This is a genomic window from Vicinamibacterales bacterium, assembly GCA_036496585.1.
Lineage (GTDB): Bacteria > Acidobacteriota > Vicinamibacteria > Vicinamibacterales > 2-12-FULL-66-21 > JAICSD01.
Genome location: DASXLB010000042.1, coordinates 77044 through 94815, shown reverse-complemented (window position 1 = coordinate 94815; position 17772 = coordinate 77044). Strand labels below are relative to the sequence as shown.

The 17772-nt window shown below is 68.8% G+C and carries 17 protein-coding genes; 12 read left to right on the top strand and 5 right to left on the bottom strand.

The annotated features are described in order from the left end of the window. Positions 1-25: 25 nt before the first annotated feature. Complete coding sequence (locus tag VGI12_13830) at positions 26-2686, bottom strand: hypothetical protein (protein HEY2433750.1); 2661 nt, start codon at positions 2684-2686, stop codon at positions 26-28. Next, complete coding sequence (locus VGI12_13825) at positions 2686-4341, bottom strand: DUF2207 domain-containing protein (protein HEY2433749.1); 1656 nt, start codon at positions 4339-4341, stop codon at positions 2686-2688. Before VGI12_13825 ends, VGI12_13830 begins: the two co-directional genes overlap by 1 nt. Between VGI12_13825 and VGI12_13820 the strand changes: the two genes are divergently transcribed. Further along, positions 4340-4504: a hypothetical protein gene (locus VGI12_13820; GenBank protein ID HEY2433748.1), complete on the top strand. Its 165-nt coding sequence runs from the start codon at positions 4340-4342 to the stop codon at positions 4502-4504. The genes VGI12_13825 and VGI12_13820 overlap by 2 nt on opposite strands. Here the strand turns inward: VGI12_13820 and VGI12_13815 are convergent. Continuing rightward, positions 4498-5070: an HD domain-containing protein gene (locus tag VGI12_13815; protein ID HEY2433747.1), complete on the bottom strand. Its 573-nt coding sequence runs from the start codon at positions 5068-5070 to the stop codon at positions 4498-4500. The genes VGI12_13820 and VGI12_13815 overlap by 7 nt on opposite strands. Before the next feature lie 41 nt (positions 5071-5111). On the opposite strand from VGI12_13815, the gene VGI12_13810 reads away from it, so the two are divergent. The 4 genes from VGI12_13810 to VGI12_13795 all read left to right on the top strand — a co-directional run bounded on the left by VGI12_13810 (position 5112) and on the right by VGI12_13795 (position 7789). After that, positions 5112-5612: a prolyl-tRNA synthetase associated domain-containing protein gene (locus tag VGI12_13810; protein HEY2433746.1), complete on the top strand. Its 501-nt coding sequence runs from the start codon at positions 5112-5114 to the stop codon at positions 5610-5612. A 163-nt stretch (positions 5613-5775) separates the two neighbouring features. Beyond that, positions 5776-6420, top strand: coding sequence for a hypothetical protein (locus VGI12_13805; protein ID HEY2433745.1), 645 nt, complete (start codon positions 5776-5778; stop codon positions 6418-6420). Between the two features lie 34 nt (positions 6421-6454). Continuing rightward, the gene (locus VGI12_13800; protein ID HEY2433744.1) at positions 6455-6622 is read left to right on the top strand and encodes a hypothetical protein; all 168 of its coding nucleotides are present in this window, start codon (positions 6455-6457) and stop codon (positions 6620-6622) included. Positions 6623-6631: 9 nt separating this feature from the next. Next, on the top strand, positions 6632-7789 hold the full coding sequence (locus VGI12_13795; protein HEY2433743.1) for a lactonase family protein: 1158 nt from the start codon (positions 6632-6634) through the stop codon (positions 7787-7789). A 9-nt stretch (positions 7790-7798) separates the two neighbouring features. Here VGI12_13795 and VGI12_13790 read toward each other — a convergent pair whose 3' ends face one another. Continuing rightward, complete coding sequence (locus tag VGI12_13790) at positions 7799-8950, bottom strand: PP2C family protein-serine/threonine phosphatase (GenBank protein ID HEY2433742.1); 1152 nt, start codon at positions 8948-8950, stop codon at positions 7799-7801. A 3-nt stretch (positions 8951-8953) separates the two neighbouring features. Further along, positions 8954-10795 carry a translational GTPase TypA gene (typA, locus tag VGI12_13785; protein ID HEY2433741.1) on the bottom strand — a complete coding sequence of 614 codons (1842 nt, stop codon included), beginning with the start codon at positions 10793-10795 and terminating at the stop codon, positions 8954-8956. A 50-nt stretch (positions 10796-10845) separates the two neighbouring features. Between typA and VGI12_13780 the strand changes: the two genes are divergently transcribed. Genes VGI12_13780 through VGI12_13750 form a run of 7 tightly spaced genes read left to right on the top strand, consistent with a single transcriptional unit; the run spans position 10846 to position 17754 of the window. Beyond that, positions 10846-11487: a sigma-70 family RNA polymerase sigma factor gene (locus VGI12_13780; protein HEY2433740.1), complete on the top strand. Its 642-nt coding sequence runs from the start codon at positions 10846-10848 to the stop codon at positions 11485-11487. Then, positions 11484-12293 (top strand): zf-HC2 domain-containing protein, encoded by an 810-nt coding sequence (locus VGI12_13775; protein HEY2433739.1) that lies wholly within the window; start codon positions 11484-11486, stop codon positions 12291-12293. The genes VGI12_13780 and VGI12_13775 overlap by 4 nt, the downstream gene beginning before the upstream one ends. Positions 12294-12332: 39 nt before the next feature. Beyond that, positions 12333-13556 carry a HEAT repeat domain-containing protein gene (locus VGI12_13770; protein HEY2433738.1) on the top strand — a complete coding sequence of 408 codons (1224 nt, stop codon included), beginning with the start codon at positions 12333-12335 and terminating at the stop codon, positions 13554-13556. Positions 13557-13580: 24 nt separating this feature from the next. Continuing rightward, on the top strand, positions 13581-15107 hold the full coding sequence (zwf, locus tag VGI12_13765) for a glucose-6-phosphate dehydrogenase (protein ID HEY2433737.1): 1527 nt from the start codon (positions 13581-13583) through the stop codon (positions 15105-15107). After that, a complete protein-coding gene (locus tag VGI12_13760; protein ID HEY2433736.1) occupies positions 15104-15922 on the top strand; it encodes an OpcA/G6PD domain-containing protein in 819 nt (272 codons plus the stop codon). The genes zwf and VGI12_13760 overlap by 4 nt, the downstream gene beginning before the upstream one ends. Then, the gene (locus tag VGI12_13755) at positions 15919-16137 is read left to right on the top strand and encodes an NAD(P)-binding domain-containing protein (GenBank protein ID HEY2433735.1); all 219 of its coding nucleotides are present in this window, start codon (positions 15919-15921) and stop codon (positions 16135-16137) included. The genes VGI12_13760 and VGI12_13755 overlap by 4 nt, the downstream gene beginning before the upstream one ends. Before the next feature lie 57 nt (positions 16138-16194). Further along, positions 16195-17754, top strand: coding sequence for a long-chain fatty acid--CoA ligase (locus VGI12_13750; GenBank protein ID HEY2433734.1), 1560 nt, complete (start codon positions 16195-16197; stop codon positions 17752-17754). Positions 17755-17772: the final 18 nt, after the last annotated feature.

Sequence of the window (17772 nt, the reverse complement as noted above, 5' to 3'; positions counted from 1 at the left end):
ATCCAGGCCTGACGCCCGTCCCCGCCTAGACATCCGACCCTCCAGTCTCCGGCTCTCCGGTCTGCTGCAGCAGTTTCGCGACGACTGCTGTCCAGCCGGTCTGATGGCTGGCCCCGAGTCCTTCGCCGGTGTCGCCGTGAAAGTACTCGTAAAAGAGGATCAGATCTCGCCAATGCGGGTCGGTCTGAAAGCGCTCGTTCGTCCCGAACACCGGCCGCCGGTCGCCACTCCGCAGGAACAGCGCCGACAGGCGCTGCGACAGCTCGACGGCGATCTCCCAGAGCGTCAGCTTGCAGCCAGAGCCCGCCGGACACTCGAACGTCGGCTCGTCCCCATAATACCAGTGCAGTTTCTGGATCGACTCGATCAGCAGGTAGTTCACCGGGAACCACACCGGACCGCGCCAGTTGGAGTTGCCGCCGAACAGGGAATTGGTCGATTCGGCGGGCTCATAGTCGACGGTGTGCTGGGTGCCGTCGAGCTGAAGCCGGAAGGGATGATCGCGGTGCACCCGCGACAGCGATCGGATGCCGTGCGGCGAGAGGAATTCCGCCTCGTCGAGCATCACGCTCAAGATGTCACGGAGGCGATCGGCGTCGACGAGCGAGAGCAGCCGGCGCTGGCCGGTGCCGGTCGCGCGCGTCGATGCGACGTTTTCGGTGAGGTCTGGACGGTTCTCGAAGAACCACTCCAGGCGCCGGCGGAATCCGTCGAGTCCGGCCAGCACCTCGGGTTCCAGCGTCTCGACCGCAAACAGCGGGATCAGCCCCACCATCGAGCGGATCCGCAGCTGCACGCGCTCCCCGTCGCTGACGAGCGCGTCGTAGAAGAAATGATCCTCTTCGTTCCACAGGCAGAGCGATCGATCGCCGCGGCTGGTCATCGCGTGCGCGATGTAGAGGAAGTGCTCGAGGAACTTGGTGGCGATGTCCTCGTAGCTGGGATCGCGCGACGCCAGCTCGAGGGCGATGGCGAGCATGTTCAGCGTGAACATTGCCATCCAGCTGGTGCCGTCCGACTGCTCCAGGTGGCGTCCACCGAGCGGGCGGTTGCGGTCGAACACCCCGATGTTGTCGAGGCCGAGGAAGCCGCCTTCGAAGATGTTGTTGCCTTCGGCGTCCTGCCGGTTCACCCACCAGGTGAAGTTGAGCAGCAGCTTGTGAAACACGCGCTCGAGAAAGACGTAGTCGCCGCGCCCGTTGAGGCGCCGGTCGATGCGGAACACCCGCAGCGCCGCCCACGCGTGGACGGGCGGATTGACGTCGCTGAAGTTCCATTCGTAGGCCGGCAGCTGCCCGTTCGGGTGCATGTACCACTCGCGCTGCAGCAGGATCAGCTGGTCCTTGGCGAAGTCGGCGTCGACGAGCGACATCGGAATCGTGTGGAAGGCGAGATCCCACGCGGCGTACCACGGGTACTCCCACTTGTCGGGCATCGAGATGATGTCGGCGTTGTTGAGCTGCGGCCACCCGTGATTGCGTCCGCGCTTGCGCTCCTCGGGCGGCGCCGGCTGCGCCGGGTCGCCGTTGAGCCAGGTACGCACGTCGTAGTGGTAGTACTGCTTGCTCCAGAGCAGCCCGGCAAACGCCTGCCGCATCACCAGCCGTGCATCCTCGCTGCGATCGGCCGGAATGATGTCGGCGTAGAAGTCGTCGGCTTCGGCGAGGCGCTGGCCGAAGACGTCGGCGAACGCCTGGTCGAACGGCGTGCCGTGCTCGGTGTCGGTCAGCCGCAGCTGCAGCAAGACCGAGCCGGCCGGCGGGATCACCGTCTGGTAATGCGCCGCCGCCTTGGTGCCGCGCTCGGCGGGATTGACGGCCGACGCCACGCCCCTGACCACGCAATCGTCGATGCCGTCCTTGACGTAGCGTCCGGTGTTGGGCGTGCCGAAGAGCCGTTCCGCGTTCGTGTCGTTCTCGGTGAACAGCAGCGCCGGCGATCCCTCGCAGTAGAGGAACTGGCGGCCATAGAGCTCTTCGTCGACGACGATCGTCGCGACGCCGGCGCCAGACGCGCCGCGGCTGAGCGACGGGCGGGAGGAACCTGGCGTCCACGACCAGCGGTTGCGGAACCAGATCGTCGGCAGGACGTGGAGCGGCGCCGCGTCGGGTCCGCGGTTCTCGATCCTGATCCGCACGAGCGTGTCGGAGGGCCCCGCTTTCGCGTATTCGACGAAGACGTCGAAATAGCGATCGCCGTCGAACACGCCGGTGTCGAGCAGCTCGAACTCACCGGAGTCGCGCCCGCGCCGTGCGTTCTCGTCGACGAGCCGCGCGTAGGGGAACGCCGCCTGCGGATACTTGTACAGGTATTTCATGTACGAGTGGGTCGGCGTCGAGTCGAGGTAGAAGTAGTAATCCTTGACGTCCTCGCCGTGGTTGCCCTGCGGGCCGGAGAGCCCGAAGAGCCGCTCCTTGAGGAACGGATCCTGTCCGTTCCACAACGCCAGCGCGAAGCAGATGTGTTGATGGCGATCGCAGATGCCGGCGAGGCCGTCCTCGTTCCAGCGGTAGGCGCGCGAGCGCGCCATGTCGAAGGGGAAGTATCGCCACGCATCCCCGTCGGCGCTGTAGTCCTCGCGGACCGTGCCCCAGGCGCGCTCGCTCAGATAGGGTCCCCATCGCTTCCAATGCACCCGTCGCTCGCGGCTCTCGGCGAGCCGCTGCGCCTCCGCCTTCATCGCCATCAACCAGCTCCGGATCCGCCGCCGCCGGCCGCCGCCGCACCCGCGGCCCCGCCGCCGCCCGCGCCGCTGGCGCCGACGAAGGCGGCGAACGCATGGCCGCCGTCCCCGCCGGTCGTCACGAACCACTCAGGCACGTAGCCGGGATGGCGCTTGAGATACCGCGCCCAGGAGAGACCGAGGCCGAGCGCCGTCGCGTAGACGATCCAGCGCGAGGGAAGGGCGCCGCCGGGATCGGCGTCGGCCGCTGCCAGCGTCTTCAAGTGGCGCCGGAATCCGCGCCAGCGCGCCGCTTCGATCCGTCCCTGGTCCGACAGCGGCGAGCGCGACGCCACAAGCCCGAAGCCGACGATGGCCGCGACGATCGCGCCCGCGGGCAGCAGAAACGGCCAGCCGTCATGGGTCGGCACGAGCGGCGCGACCGCGATGCAGCCGACCGTGCCGAGCAGGATCAACACGATGGAAACGGCGGTCAGGCGGTTGCGGACGGCCTTGCGTTCGGGGTCCAGCCATCCGCGCTGCTGCAGTTCTTCGTTGACGGCGGCCGCGAAGCGACTGGTGCCGCGCGCCAGCCGTCCTCGGGCCCGCGACCAGGTCACGTCTTCGCCCTGATCGGCGAACGCGATGCGCAGCGCTTCCTCCTCGTGAGGCTGGAGGTCGTGGCTGCCGGTGACCTGCGCCAGCTCGTAGCTGCGCACGCCGAGCCGCCCGCGAACTTCGCGGATGACGAGCGCACCGCGGTCCGCGAGGTCGAGCAGCGTTCCGATCACGTGAGAGTTGGAGACGCGCCCGTTCGCCGCCAGCACCGCGGCGAGTCCGGCCGGCATCGGCTCGGGCGGCTCGATGGCCGTCGTCTCGGCGGGCAGGGGCTCGACCGGCGGATACGCACGCCACAGCGCCAGCAGGGCCAACAGCCCGATCACGAAGACACTGGCGCCTCCCATCGCCCACCGCGGGGCGAGCTGGCGTGCCGCCGCCGTGCGGCTCCGCCACGCCGGATCCGGCGCGTCCAGGGCGCCGGCGGGATACCGCAGCTCGGCGACGAGCGAGCCGTTGGGATCGATCCCGGCGGCGTCGATGGCGATCGCCTCGCTCGTGCCGTGCACGGCCGTCGTCGCGATGTGACGCGTCTCGAGCGGCTGCACCTGCGCACCTTGCGGCGCGAACTCGATGTGGCTGGCGTCGATGCGATAGCGGTGTTCCGCCGGCAGCGCGCGCCAGCGCAGGACGTCGCTGGCCCCCTCGCGGTAGGCGATCCCGCGTGCACGGTAACGGAGATCGAAGCGGTGGACCGACGGGCCGGTCTCGGGAAAGCGCCATTCGACGCGCACCCGGTTGCCGCCGTCGACGGTGAAGTGGACGGGGCCGCCTTCGGTCAGCCGGACGCCGTCCATTTCGACGCCGAGCACGTCGATGCCGTCGGTGCGCGCGGCCGGAATGTCGCGCCAGACGTAGGTGAAGGTGCCAGACTCGAACTCGAACGTGATCGACTCGTGCACCTCGAGGTCGCCGCGCACCGCGGTCGCCGACACGTCGAATCGCGTTGCCTTGTAGTTACCAGGCCCCGCGCCGGCCGCCGTCGCGCAGAGCAGCAGCGCCACCAGCAGGCCGCAGATGTGACCTGCTCTGTCACGTCGCGTCGATAAAGTGATCGGCATGGTGATCCGCTTTCCGTACCGCCGGAAGCCCAAGGAACTCCGCCTCGAGTTCCACCCATCTGGTTTGAACCGCACCGACGCGCGCCGGCTCTCGACCCGGGAGCTCCTGCACCGCGAGCGGATGCTCCGCCATCTCGAGCGGCTCGGGCGCGCCGCTCAGTAGCCCATCTCGCGTGCGATGCCTCTGACGATGCGCTCCAGTTCGTCGACGAGAGGGCTGCCGCCCGCATCCCGGTAGGCGCGCACCAGTCCCTGGTAATACGCGAGGATGTCGTCGGGTGTTGCGTTGAAGCGTTCCCAGACCCGATCGCCCACCGTCCGCAGGCCGCGCAGGATGGCGTAGCTATTGTGGACCTTGTCGGCGGCCGACACCCGCAGGCTCGACGCATCGAGTGTGTGCGCGTGCTCGATGTACTGTCGCTTGCGATCGGCCCACGGCGCTTTCGGCGTGGTCCAGGAGTCGGTGCAGTCTTCGACGATCTTGGCCACGGCGTCGCCGAACCTGGCGCGGATATCGTCGAGCCTGGGCCGGCCGCCCTGGTCCTCGGCGGCGTCGTGCAGCAGCGCCGCGATCGCCTCGTCCTCCGTGCCGCCGTCGTCGATCACAATCGAGGAGACGCCGATCAGGTGTCCGAGATAGGGGACGCCGGTTCCCTTGCGGGCCTGCGTCGCGTGGACGGCGTGCGCGTAGGCGAACGCCTCGTCGTAGCGGGTGGTCAGTCGCGGCATGCGGACGTGTTCCCGGCCGTATTGTGGATCAGAATAGCCTGATGGACTCTGCGGCGCCCGTCTACGCTGCGCTCGAGGCGCTCGGCATGTCCTGCGAGCGCCACGAACATCCGGCCGTGTTCAACGCCGAGGACGCGTCGCAGCACTGGGATCCGATCGCCGGCGTCCAGTGCAAGAACCTCTTCCTCCGCAACAAGAAAGGGGATCGGCACTACCTGGTTGTCGTCGAGATCGGCAAACGCGTCGATCTCAAGGATCTGGTGAAGCTGGTGGGGGACGATCGACTCAGCTTCGGCTCGCCGGAGCGGCTGCTGGCGGAGTTGGGGTTGACGCCAGGCTCGGTGTCGCCGTTCGGCCTGCTCAATGATGCCGACGGCTCGGTTCGGGTGCTGATCGACGAGGACCTGCGCGGCGCGGCGCGGCTGCTGTTCCATCCCAATATCAATACCGCCACCGTTGTCGTGTCGTGGACGGATCTCGAGCGGTTTCTCGCGACGCGATCCAACAGCGTGCGGCTGGTCTCGCTGCGAGCGGCCGAATAGGGTCACCGCGAATCCCTCCATATCGATTGCGTGACAGGCGCTGGCGGCGTCGTCGCCCTGGGGCCGCTGACGGTGCACACGTCGTCGAAGGCGGTGTCGCGCGATCGGCGCCCCGTACGAGGGAATCGAGCTGGCTGTAGGGTAGAGTTTCGCAGGAGTTCGCATGTTCGTTGGACATCTCTCGCTGGCGCTGGCGGCGAAGCGTCGCACGCCGGCGGTCAACCTGGCCTGGCTCGTCGCGGGTGTGTGTGCGCTCGACCTCGTCTGGCCGATCTTCGTGCTTACCGGCGTCGAGCACGTCCACGCCGACGCCACGGCGACGGCGTTCACGCCACTGGTCTTCGACTCATATCCGTGGTCGCACAGCCTGGTCATGGCGTGCGTGTGGGGCGTCGTACTGGCGGCGGTGGCGCGCTGGCGCACGCCGATGCCGGTCGGCGGGCTGCTCTTCGCGCTCGTCGTCAGCCACTGGGTGCTCGACTTCGCCAGTCACGCGCCCGACATGCCGCTGTGGCCCGGGGCCGCTTCGCCGAAGCTGGGGCTCGGGCTGTGGTACTCGATCCCGGCGACGCTGATCGTCGAGGGGACCATGTGGATCGTCGGCGTCTGGCTGTTCCTGCGCGCGCCGGGACGCTGGACCACGGCCGCGAAGATCTGGTTCTGGTCGCTCGTCGTCGTCTCCACGGCGATGTGGGCGTCTGGCCCGTGGGGACCGCTGCCGCCGTCGGAAAAGGCGCTCGGCGCAGTCGCGTTGATCGGGTGGGTCCTTGTGCCGTGGGCGGCGATGGCGGATCGGCGCACGCCGTGAGCTTCCTGCCCGCCGCCGGATGCGCCGGAATTCGATGACGCGGAGGGGGCCCCTGATCGGCACGGATCTGCTCGTGGAGTACCGGCGGCGGACGACGGATGAACCGACGCCACTGCGCACGTCGAACGGCACACGAGCGCGGCGCGAAACCGATTACGATCAAGCCGCGCACGTCGTCAACCTGCGCGTCGTCTTCAAATAGGAGTCTGCAATGGTGAGGTGCGTGGCATCGATCGCCGCTCTTCTTGGATCCCTGGCGGTGGTGCGCGCGGCCGCGCCGACGGACCTGTTCGTCTACATCGGCACCTATACCGGCGCGACGAGCAAGGGCATCTACGTCACGCGGCTCAACCTGACGACCGGTGGGCTGTCCGAGCCGCGGCTGTCCGCCGAGACGCCGAACCCGAGCTTCCTCGCGGTGCGCGCGGCGGAGGACTATCTCTACGCGGTCAACGAAGTGGACAGCTTCGACGGTCAAGAGACCGGCTCGGTCAGCGCGTTCCGGATCGACCGCACGTCCGGCATGCTGTTCTCGCTCAACCAGCGCAGTTCGGGCGGCCCCGGCCCTGCGCACCTCAGCGTCGATCCAAAAGGCCGCGCCGTGCTGGTGGCCAACTACGGCGGCGGCAGTGTCGAGCTGCTGCCGATCGGCAAGGACGGGGCGCTCGGCGCGCCGACGTCGTTCATCCAGCACACCGGGAGCAGCGTGAATCCCGAGCGTCAGCGCGAGCCGCACGCGCACCAGATCATCGTCGACCCGTCGGATCGGTTCGCCTACGTCGCGGATCTCGGCCTCGACAAGGTGATGATCTATCGCTTCGACGGCGCGAAGCCGTCGCTGACCGCGGCGTCGCCGGCGTCGGCGCCGGTCGCCCCTGGCGCCGGACCGCGGCACGTGACGATCAGCGCGTCGGGCCGATTCGCCTACGTCATCAACGAGCTGAACTGCACCATCACCGCGTTCGAGCGCGACGGTTCGACCGGCGCGCTGAAGGCGATCCAGACGCTCTCGTCGCTGCCGCCGGGCGTGGCCCAGGAAAAGCGCTTCAGCACGGCCGAGATCGCGCTGTCGCCCGCGGGTGCGTTTCTCTACGGCTCGAACCGCGGTCACAACAGCATCAGCGTGTTCGCGGTCGACGGGACCTCCGGGAAGCTGACCTACGTCGCCAACACGCCGACCCAGGGTAAGACGCCGCGCGGCTTCGCGATCGAGCCCGGTGGCGGGTTCCTGATCGCCGGCAATCAGGAGTCGGATTCTGTCGTCGTGTTCAGAATCGATCGGGTGACGGGCACATTGACGCCAGCCGGCGCGCCGGTGACGGTGGGAGCGCCGGTCGACTTCAAGTTCGTACACCCGGTCGTGCCGTGAGCGGCTCGCTTACCGCCGTCTGATCAGCAACAGCGTCTGATCGTCGATCTGCGGTCCGTGCGCCCGCGCCTTCGCCACGACCGCGTTGGCGACCTCGCGCAGCGGCAGGGTGGCCGACGCGGCGAGCAGCGTCTTCATCGCCGCCAGCCCGAGCTCGCGGTCGTGCGCGTCGAAGACCTCGATCAGCCCGTCGGTGAGCAGCGCCAGCAGATCGCCGGGTGCGCAGGCGATCGACAGCGACGAGAACGCATAGTCTTCGAACATGCCCACCGGGATCTGCGGCATCGTCACTTCCTCGACGCCGGCAGGCGTCACCCGCAGGATCGGCAGGTGTCCCGCCACGGCGCAGTCGAGCGTTCCATCGGCCCGTCCGCGCACGCATGCGACCGTGACGTACATCGCGCTGCTCTTCAGCGGCAGCAGGACGGCGTTGAGATCGGTCAGGAGCGGGCCGATATCCGCCCCCTGCCGCAGCCGCATGCGCAGCGCGCTCTTGAACATCGCCATCACCACGCCGGACGACACGCCGTGTCCGGAGACGTCGGCGATATAGGCGAACCAGCCGCTCCCGGTCTCGACGACGTCGATCAGATCGCCGCCGACGTCGCCGCTCGCCTGCGAGGAGCCGAAGAACTCGAAATCGCCGATGCCGCGCTCGACCGGTGGCACCAGCACGGTGTGGATGTCGCGGGCCAGCTCGATCTCGGTCCGCGCGCGAAGATAGCGGGCGGCGGTGGCGTTGATGAACCAGAGGAAGCATCCGTAGCTGACCATCGTCAGCGCCAGCGTCGCGATGCCGTCGAAGGCGAGCTGACGGCGGGCGGCGGCCTCGACGACCGGCATCGCCACGGTGGTTCCGGCGGTGAGGTGCGACCAGGCGATCGAGATCGCCGTCATCGCGGCGATGACGATCCAGTTGCGCCGCAGCGAGCCGAAGGCGAAACCCGCCGCCATGACTCCAGAGGCGACGGCGTTGCGGACCACGACCGGCGGCGCGTGGCGGCCGCCGTCCATGACGTCCATCACCGGACCGAGGATGCCGAACAGGAAGAAGATGGCCGCCAGGAGCGGCAGCAGGGCGCTGAGCGGCAGCTGGGCCACCAGCGCCCGCAGCGGGCGGTTGAACGGCGGTCCCTGCAGGTAGCGCCTGACGCGCGGCATCGGCTATTCGGCGTTGCGTCTGGGCCGCATGTTCGCGGCGAGCACGCGCTTGCGCAGCCGGATGCTCTTCGGCGTGATCTCGACGAGCTCGTCGTCGTTGATGAACTCGATCGCCTGTTCGAGCCCGAGCTTGCGCGCCGGGATCAGGCGAACCGCTTCGTCAGCCGACGAGGCGCGCATGTTCGTCTGCTTCTTTTCCTTGGTGATATTGACGTCCATGTCGGAGTTGCGCGCGTTCTCGCCGACGATCATGCCCTCGTAGACCTTTTCCGCGGGCTCGATGAACATCTCGCCGCGTTCCTGCAGGTTCCAGATGGCATACGCCGTGGCGACGCCGGTGCGGTCGGCGACCAGCGCGCCGGTCGCGCGGGCCGGGATCGCGCCGTGCCACGGCTCCCAGCCGGCGAAGATGTGGTTCAGGATGCCGGTGCCCTTGGTGTCGGTGAGGAACTGCGAGCGGAACCCGATCAAGCCGCGCGCCGGGATCCGGAACTCGAGCCGCACGCGGCCGCTGCCGTTGTTCACCATCTTGGTCATCGTGCCGCGCCGTGTGCCGGCCAGCGCGATGACCACGCCCTGGAACTCCTCGGCGACGTCGATCACCAGATCCTCGACCGGCTCCATGAGCTTGTCGTTGACCGTCTTGGTGACGATGTCGGGTCGCGAGACCTGGATTTCGTAGCCCTCCCGCCTCATCATCTCGATGAGGATCGAGAGTTGCAGCTCGCCGCGGCCGAGCACCTTCATCTGTTCGGGCGTGTCGGTCGGCTCGACCTTGATGGAGACGTTGCCGAGCAGCTCTTTTTCGAGGCGGTCCTTGATCTGGCGCGACGTGACGAACTGCCCGTCCCGCCCCGACATCGGCGATGTGTTGACGCCGAAGATCATCGACACCGTCGGCTCGTCGACCGCGATCACCGGCATCGCCTTGCGGTGCTCCATGTCGGCGACGGTCTCGCCGATCGTGATGTCTTCCAGGCCGGCCAGACAGACGATGTCGCCGGCGGCGGCCGCCTCGATGTCGACCCGTTTCAGGCCGTCGAAGGCAAAGAGCTTGGTGACCTTGGTGTCGTGGAACGAGCCATCGAGCTTGCAGACGGTGACCGGATCGCCGATCTTGACGCGGCCGTTGAAGATACGGCCCACCGCGATGCGCCCCAGGTAATCGCTCGAGTCGAGGTTGGCGACCAGGATCTGCAGCGGGCCGTCCACCTTGCCGCGCGGCGGCGGCACGTGGGCGATGATTTGCTCGAACAGCGGCCGCAGATCGTCGCCCGGGGCGTCCATCGACAGCGTCGCGGTGCCGGCCTTGGCGCTGGCATAGACGACAGGGAAGTCGAGCTGTTCCTCCGTCGCGTCGAGGTCGATGAAGAGGTCGTAGATCTCGTTCAGCACTTCCTGGACCCGCGCGTCGGGGCGATCGATCTTGTTGATCACGACCAGCGGCGGCAGCCGTCGCTCGAGCGCCTTGCGCAGCACGAAGCGGGTCTGTGGCAGCGGCCCTTCCGACGCGTCGACGAGCAGCATGACGGCATCCACCATCGACAGCGTCCGTTCGACTTCGCCGCCGAAGTCAGCGTGGCCGGGCGTGTCGACGATGTTGATGAGCACGTCGCCGTAATGGACGGCGGTGTTCTTGGCCAGAATCGTGATCCCGCGCTCGCGCTCGAGGTCGGTGTTGTCCATCGCGCGCTCGGCGACGCGCTCGTTGCTCCGGAAGGTGCCGCTCTGGCGCAGCAGCCCGTCGACCAGGGTGGTCTTGCCGTGGTCGACGTGGGCGATGATGGCGACGTTCCTGCGGAGCGGATTGGCGATCTCTGTCGGGGCGGACCGGTGTGCGGACATCCTCTCAGTATACCGGCAGGGGCGGAGGTTGCGCTCGAGAGGTTGGGCTTTTGCGCCGGATCAACCATCGGCGGCCGCTTTGCGTCATATTCCTGACAGTGAACGTCGGCTATCGTGCGACGTCAGATTCGGACCTGATCACCCGCGCGGCTGCCGGCGAGGGCGAGGCGTTTCATGCACTCGTCGAGCGGCACCGGGCGATGGTGTACCGGGTGGCGTACCAGTTCGCGGGCCATCACCACGACGCGGAAGACATTGCGCAGGACGTGTTCATCAAGGTGTACCGATCGCTCGACCGCTTCCGCCACGACGCCCAGGTGACGTCGTGGCTCTACCGGATCGTCATGAACGCGTGCATCGATCACCGTCGGCGCAACTCGCCGGCCGGCTGGGCGCCGTTCAACGAGGACGCGGAGCTCAAGATGGTGAACACCCCTGAGGAGGGGCCCGGTCCCGAGGAACAGGCATACGGCGGACAGATCGGCGAGGTGCTGGCCGGCGAGATAGCCCGCCTCCCCCCCGGCCAGCGGCTGGTGTTCACGATGCGTCATCATGAAGGCTTGAAGCTCTCGGAGATCGCCGACGCCCTGGGGCTGGCCGAGGGCACCGTCAAACGGCAGCTGCACGCGGCGGTGCACCGGCTGCGCGCGGCGCTCGCGGGTATGCGGGTGCCGACAGGTGGCCGCGCATGACCTGCGGTCACTCGGGCGCGTCCGAGGTCGAGCGCTATTTCTATGACGAGCTCGACGCGACCCATCGCGCAGCGCTGGCGGCGCACCTGACGACCTGCGCGGACTGCCGGCAGCAGCTGGACGATCTCGGAGCGATCCGCCTTGCGCTGGCGGCCCATCCGGTTGTCGAGGCACCGCCCGCCGGGGACTGGTCGGGATTCATGGGGCGGCTCGATCGCTCGACCGGGGGCCTTCGCCCATCGGAGTCGGCGGTCCGCGCAGACGGCCGCCGCTCCGTTGGCTCGTTCACGGCGTTCCGTCGCGTCGCGGCCTTTGCCGCCACGCTGGCAATCGCGGTGTCGGGCGTCTACTTTGCCGCGCAGGCCCGGCACACCTCGCCGCCGGCCGTGTCGCGTCCGCCTTCGGGGGGACATGACAGGGGTCTAGCGGCGCCAGCCGCCTCCCCGCCATCGGTGAACCTGACGCCCACCGCCGCGCTGCGCCAAGTGACCGCCGAACACCTCGAACGCTCGAAGCTTGTCGTGCTGGGTCTCGCGGGACGTGATCCGGACCACACGCGGTCGGCCGACTGGCAGTACGAGCGCCGCCTGGCCGGCACGTTGCTGCCCGAGACGCGCCTCTACCGCCTGGCGGCGCAGGAGCGCGGCGCGGAAGATGTCGCGCACGTCATGCGAGACCTCGAAACCGTGCTGCTCGAAGCGTCGATGAGCGAAAGCGCCGACCGCGAGTCGCTCCAGCGTGTGCAACGGCTGATCGCGCGGCGGGGGCTGGTCAGCAAGATGCAGATGGTGGCCGCCGGTCTCTAGGGCACGAAGGTCACGAAGAAAACGAAGGACCGAAGGATCATGCTGAGGAAAATCGCGACTGGCGCGGCGGCGTGGCTGCTGGTCGCCGCACTGGCCGCGGCGGCGCCGGCACCCGACTCGAAGCGCCTCGGGCATGCCAAGGATCTCATCGCCGACGAACAGTGGACGCGGGCGATCGCGGAGCTGCAGGCAGCGGCGGACGATGCCAAGGAGACCAACCGCGACGAAGCGCTGTTCTGGCTGGCCCACAGTCAGCACCAGGCCGGCGACGACGCGGCGTCGCTGCAGACGATTGCGCGCCTCGAACGGACGGCGCCGTCGAGCCGGTGGGTGCATCCGGCGCGATCGCTGCGAATCGAGATTGCGCAGCGGCTCCGCCGTGACGACGTGTTGTGGATGACGGTGCTGCCGCCGCCCCCTCCTGCGGCACCGGCCGCGCCCGTTGCCCCGGCCGCGGTGCTGCCGCCGCCCCCTCCCGGACCCCCGTCCCCGCGTCCCGCGACGCTGGTGGCGCCGCCCGCCCCTCCCAGACCGCCGTCCCCGCGTCCGGCCGCGCTGCCGCCGCCCGCCCCGCCGGCGCCGCCGGTTCCGCTGGGATTGCGCGAGTACTGGCTGCCGATGCCGGGTTCGGCGGATATGACCCTGAAGCTGCAGGCGCTGACCGGGCTGCTCGACTCGCATAGCGATCAGGTGATCCCGCTCCTGCGCGAGATCGCCCTCGATCCCAACAGTCCCGACGAGGCGCGCCAGGCCGTCTTCGTGCTCGGGCAGTCGCGGCGTCCCGGGGCCGAGCGGGCCGTGGTCGACGTGGCGCGTGGCGCCGCCGAACCCGTGCGGATCGCCGCCGTGCGCGAGCTGGGCCGATTTGCAGGACCGGGGATCTCGTCGGAGCTGATGCAGGTGTATACGATGGGCGGCACGGCGCGTCTCAAGCGCCAGATCGTCGCCTCGCTTGGCGAGCGGGCCGACAACGTGTCGCTGGTGCGCATCGCCAGGGCGGAAACGGAGCCGACGGTGCGCGATTCCGCCATCGTGACACTCGGCCGTACCGGCGCGCGCGACGAGCTCCGCGCGCTCTACGTGCAGACGCAACCGGTCTCGCGCCAGGCGGTCCTCTCGGCGCTGTTCGCCGCCAGGGACGACGACGAGCTGATTCGCATCGCCAGGACCGAGCACGATCCGGCGCTGCGACTCCGCGCCCGTCAGCAGTTGCAGCTGCTGGCGACGCCGAAGGCGTTGAAGTTCCTCGAAGACAACCCCTAGAGGGTTCGTTGGTATAGTCAGCGGATGTCCGAGGCCGGTCCCGCGAATCCCCTTCTCGACGGCCTCCGCATCGAGCCGGCGCCGGCCTCGACGACGCTGGTGATCTTTGGCGCCTCGGGCGATCTCACCAAGCGCAAGCTCCTGCCGGCCGTGTACCAGCTGTCGCGCGGCCAGCGCCTGCCCGCGCAATTCAGCGTCCTCGGCGTCGCCCGCACGCCGATGTCCGACGACGAGTTCCGCCAGCAGTTCCACGACAGCCTCAAGGAGTTTGCCGGGCTGGCGTCTCCCGACGAGGTGTCGTCGGCGATGGCGCGCGCGCTCGCCTACGTGAACGGCGAGATGGACGATCCGGCGCTCTACGAGCGGATCGCCGCGAAGCTGAAGGATACGCACGCCGCCGACGGCGTGCTGTTCTACCTGGCGATTCCGCCGTCGGTCTGCGGAACCGTCGTCGAGCAGCTGAGCGCGGCCGGACTGACCAAGTCATCCACGCCCGACGGCTGGCGGCGCGTCATTGTCGAGAAGCCGTTCGGCACCGACCTCGCCAGCGCGCGGGCGCTCAACGTCGAGCTGCACACGCACCTCGACGAATCGCAGGTGTTCCGCATCGACCACTATCTCGGCAAGGAGACCGTTCAGAACCTCCTCGTCTTCCGCTTCGCCAACGGCATGTTCGAGCCGGTGTGGAACCGGCGCTACATCGACCACGTGCAGATCACCGCCGCCGAGACGGTCGGCGTCGAGCGGCGCGCCGGCTACTACGAAGGGGCCGGGGCGCTGCGCGACATGGTGCAGAACCATCTGATGCAGGTGCTGTCGCTCGTCGCGATGGAGCCGCCGACGACGTTCTCGGCCGAGAACGTCCGCGACCGCAAGCACGACGTGCTGCTCTCCATCCAGCCGCTCCTCGACAACGGCGGCGGCAACGTCGTCCGCGCCCAGTACCGCGCCGGCTGGGTCAACGGCAGCCAGGTGCCGGCCTATCGGGACGAGGACGGGGTCGATCGCGCCTCGACGACCGAGACCTACGTCGCGCTGCGGCTGCATCTCGACTCGTGGCGGTGGGCCGGGGTGCCGTTCTACCTCCGCACCGGCAAGCGGCTGCCGAAGCGCACGACCGAGATCGCGATCCAGTTCCGCCGGCCGCCGCTGCACATCTTCAGCAAGGTGAGCCCGACGCCGATCTCGTCGAACCTGCTGATCGTCAACGTGCAGCCCGACGAGGGGATCTCGGTGCGGTTCGAGGCGAAGCTGCCGGGCACGCGCATGCAGCTGGCGCCGGTGATGATGAACTTCCGCTACGGGAGCGCGTTCGGCATGGCGGTGCCCGAGGCCTACGAGACGCTGCTGCTCGACGCGATGCTCGGCGACCCGACGCTCTACGCGCGCCACGATTTCGTCGAGGAATCGTGGGCGCTGATTACGCCGGTGCACCAGGCGTGGAAGGCGCGCGGGGCGCGCGAGATTCCGACCTACGAGGCGGGCGAGTGGGGCCCGCCGGAGGCTGACGCGATGATGGCGGCGGACCACCGCCGGTGGAGGACGCTGTGAACGCGTTGATCGCCACGGTGATCGTGATCGGCAGCCGCGCCCGCGTCGACGAGGCAGCCGCGGCGCTCGACGAGGTCAACGATCGCGGCGGCGTGCGCCGCGTGCTGATCTCGGAAGGGACCGAGACGACGGCGTCCGCCGACGAGCAGGACACCACGATCCGCCTCGACGGACTGTCGCCGGATTACGTCGACAACGCGGTCGCCTGGCTGCGGCTCTCGAGCCTGCCGGCCGTGGTGTGGTGGCGCGGCGGCTCGGCTGAGGCGCTCGCCCGGCTGGCCCATCTCGCGGATCGCCTGGTGCTCGACACCGATCCGGCCGACGCGATGTGGCCGCACGCGGCCGGTCTGCTCGACCAGACCGCGCTCACCGATCTGCACTGGGGCATGCTGACGCGCTGGCGCTCGGCGCTCGCGCATCTCTTCGACATCCCGCAGGTGCGCGCCGCGGCCTCGGCCTATACCGATCTCGAGATCCAGGCCGCGGACCGCGCCGCGGCGCGTCTCTTTGCCGGGTGGCTGCGTACCTGCCTGAGCGGCGCGCCGCTGAACGTCCGCTTCGGCGACGCACCGGCCGGCGGCCGAGCGCCGTTGGCGCGCGTCCGGCTGTCGGGCGGCAGCGGCCCCGGGCTGACGCTGCGCGTCGAGGACGACCGCACCTGTCTCGAAGCGGAAGTCGACGGCGCCGGCGGCGCGCGCGTCGTCCCGCTCGGGAGCAGCAAGCTGGCCAGCCGGTTCGTGGAGGAAATCAACGTGAGGACCCGCGACGCGGCGTTCGAGCGGGCGCTCGTCGCCGCGATGGAGACTGGCGCATGAGCCAGAGCAGCTTCGGAATGGTCGGCCTCGGGACGATGGGGCGCAATCTCGCGCTCAACATCGAGGAGCACGGATTCACCGTGGCGGTCCGGAACCTCGCGCGGCTACCGCAGAACCTGAGGCAGGCGCAGCGCGACGCGTTCGGCGCACACACCTTCGAACGCGTCGAGCAGCCGGGATTCATGCCTTTCGACTGGGGCCTGAAAGGGGAGTGACGGATCGCGGGAGACCCGGAGACGGATGCTGTCCGGGCAGCGCGATCTGGCGGTGGCATGGCGACTCTGAATCTATCGGCGGTACTGGAGCACCCGGCACGTCTCGTCCCTGATCGGGTCGCCATCACCTTTGGCGGCGAGCAGCTGACCTACGCGCAGCTCAACGCGCGGGCGGATCAACTGGCGGCGGGACTGCACGCCTCCGGCATCCGCGCCGGGGATCACGTCGCGCTGTCGTGTCCGAACCTGCCGTATTTTCCCATCGCCTATTTTGGGATCCTGAAGGCCGGCGGCGTGGTCGTTCCGCTCAACGTACTGCTCAAGCCGCGCGAAATTGCCTATCACCTGCGCGACAGCCACGCCAAGGCGATCATCGCTTTCGAGGGAACGCCGGCGCTGCCGATCGGTGCCGCGTGCACCGCGGCCGCCGCCGACGCCGGCACGCCGCGCGTCTTTCTGATGCCGCGCGATCTGGCGGCGCTGATGCGCGACGATCCGTCGTTTCAGGCGCCGCGCCGCGAGCCGCATGACACCGCGGTGATCCTCTATACGTCGGGTACGACCGGCCATCCCAAGGGGGCGGAACTCACGCACGACAACATGGTCGGCAATGCCATCACCAGTCACGACCTGTTCCGGCCCGCCTTCAATGCGCCGCCCACGGCGTCGGACGGCGAGCCGGGCGTGCAGCACGCCACGCTGATCACCCTGCCGCTCTTTCATTCGACGGCGCAGACCACCCAGATGAACGCCGGCCTCTACGGCGGCTTCCGCCTGGTGCTGCTGCCGCGCTTCGATGCTGCCGCCGTCCTCGAGACGTTCGCCCGCGAGCGTGTCGGCCTGTGGATCGGGGTGCCGACCATGTACTGGGCGCTGCTGCAGCATGCGAAGGGCGTCAAGACGGACCTCGCCGCGGCGGTGGCCTCGCTGCGGCTGTGCGTGTCGGGTGGCGCGCCGATGCCGCTCGAACTGCTGCGCGACTTCGAGCGCACGTTCGGTGTCCGCATTCTCGAAGGGTACGGCCTGTCGGAGACCGCGCCGGTGGTGGCGTTCAACCAGCTGCAGCGCCCGTCGAAGCCGGGGACGGTCGGGTTGCCGGTGTTCGGGGTGGAGGTGCGGTGCGTCGACGAGCACGATCGGCCCGTCGCCGCCGGCGAGCGCGGCGAGGTGATCCTGCGCGGGCCGAACGTGATGAAAGGCTATTACGAGAATCCCGACGCCACCGCCGAGGCCAAGCGCGGCGGCTGGTTCCGCACCGGCGACATCGGCCGGATCGACGCCGACGGCTACCTGTCGATCGTCGATCGCAAGAAGGACATGATCCTGCGCGGCGGCTTCAACGTCTATCCCCGCGAGGTCGAAGAAGCGCTGCTCGGGCATCCGGCCGTGTCGCTGGCGGCGGTGATCGGCGTGCCCGACGAGCGGCTGGGGGAAGAGGTCAAAGCGTTCGTCGTGCTCAAGGCGGGCCAGCAGCTGCGGCCCGAGGATCTGATCGCGTGGGCGCGTGAGGAGATGGCGGCTCACAAGTATCCGCGCATGGTCGAGATCAGAGATGCGCTGCCGATGAATGCCTCGGGCAAAGTCTTGAAACGGGAGTTGCGACAAGCTCAACCATAGGTGTGCCGGCATTGCCTG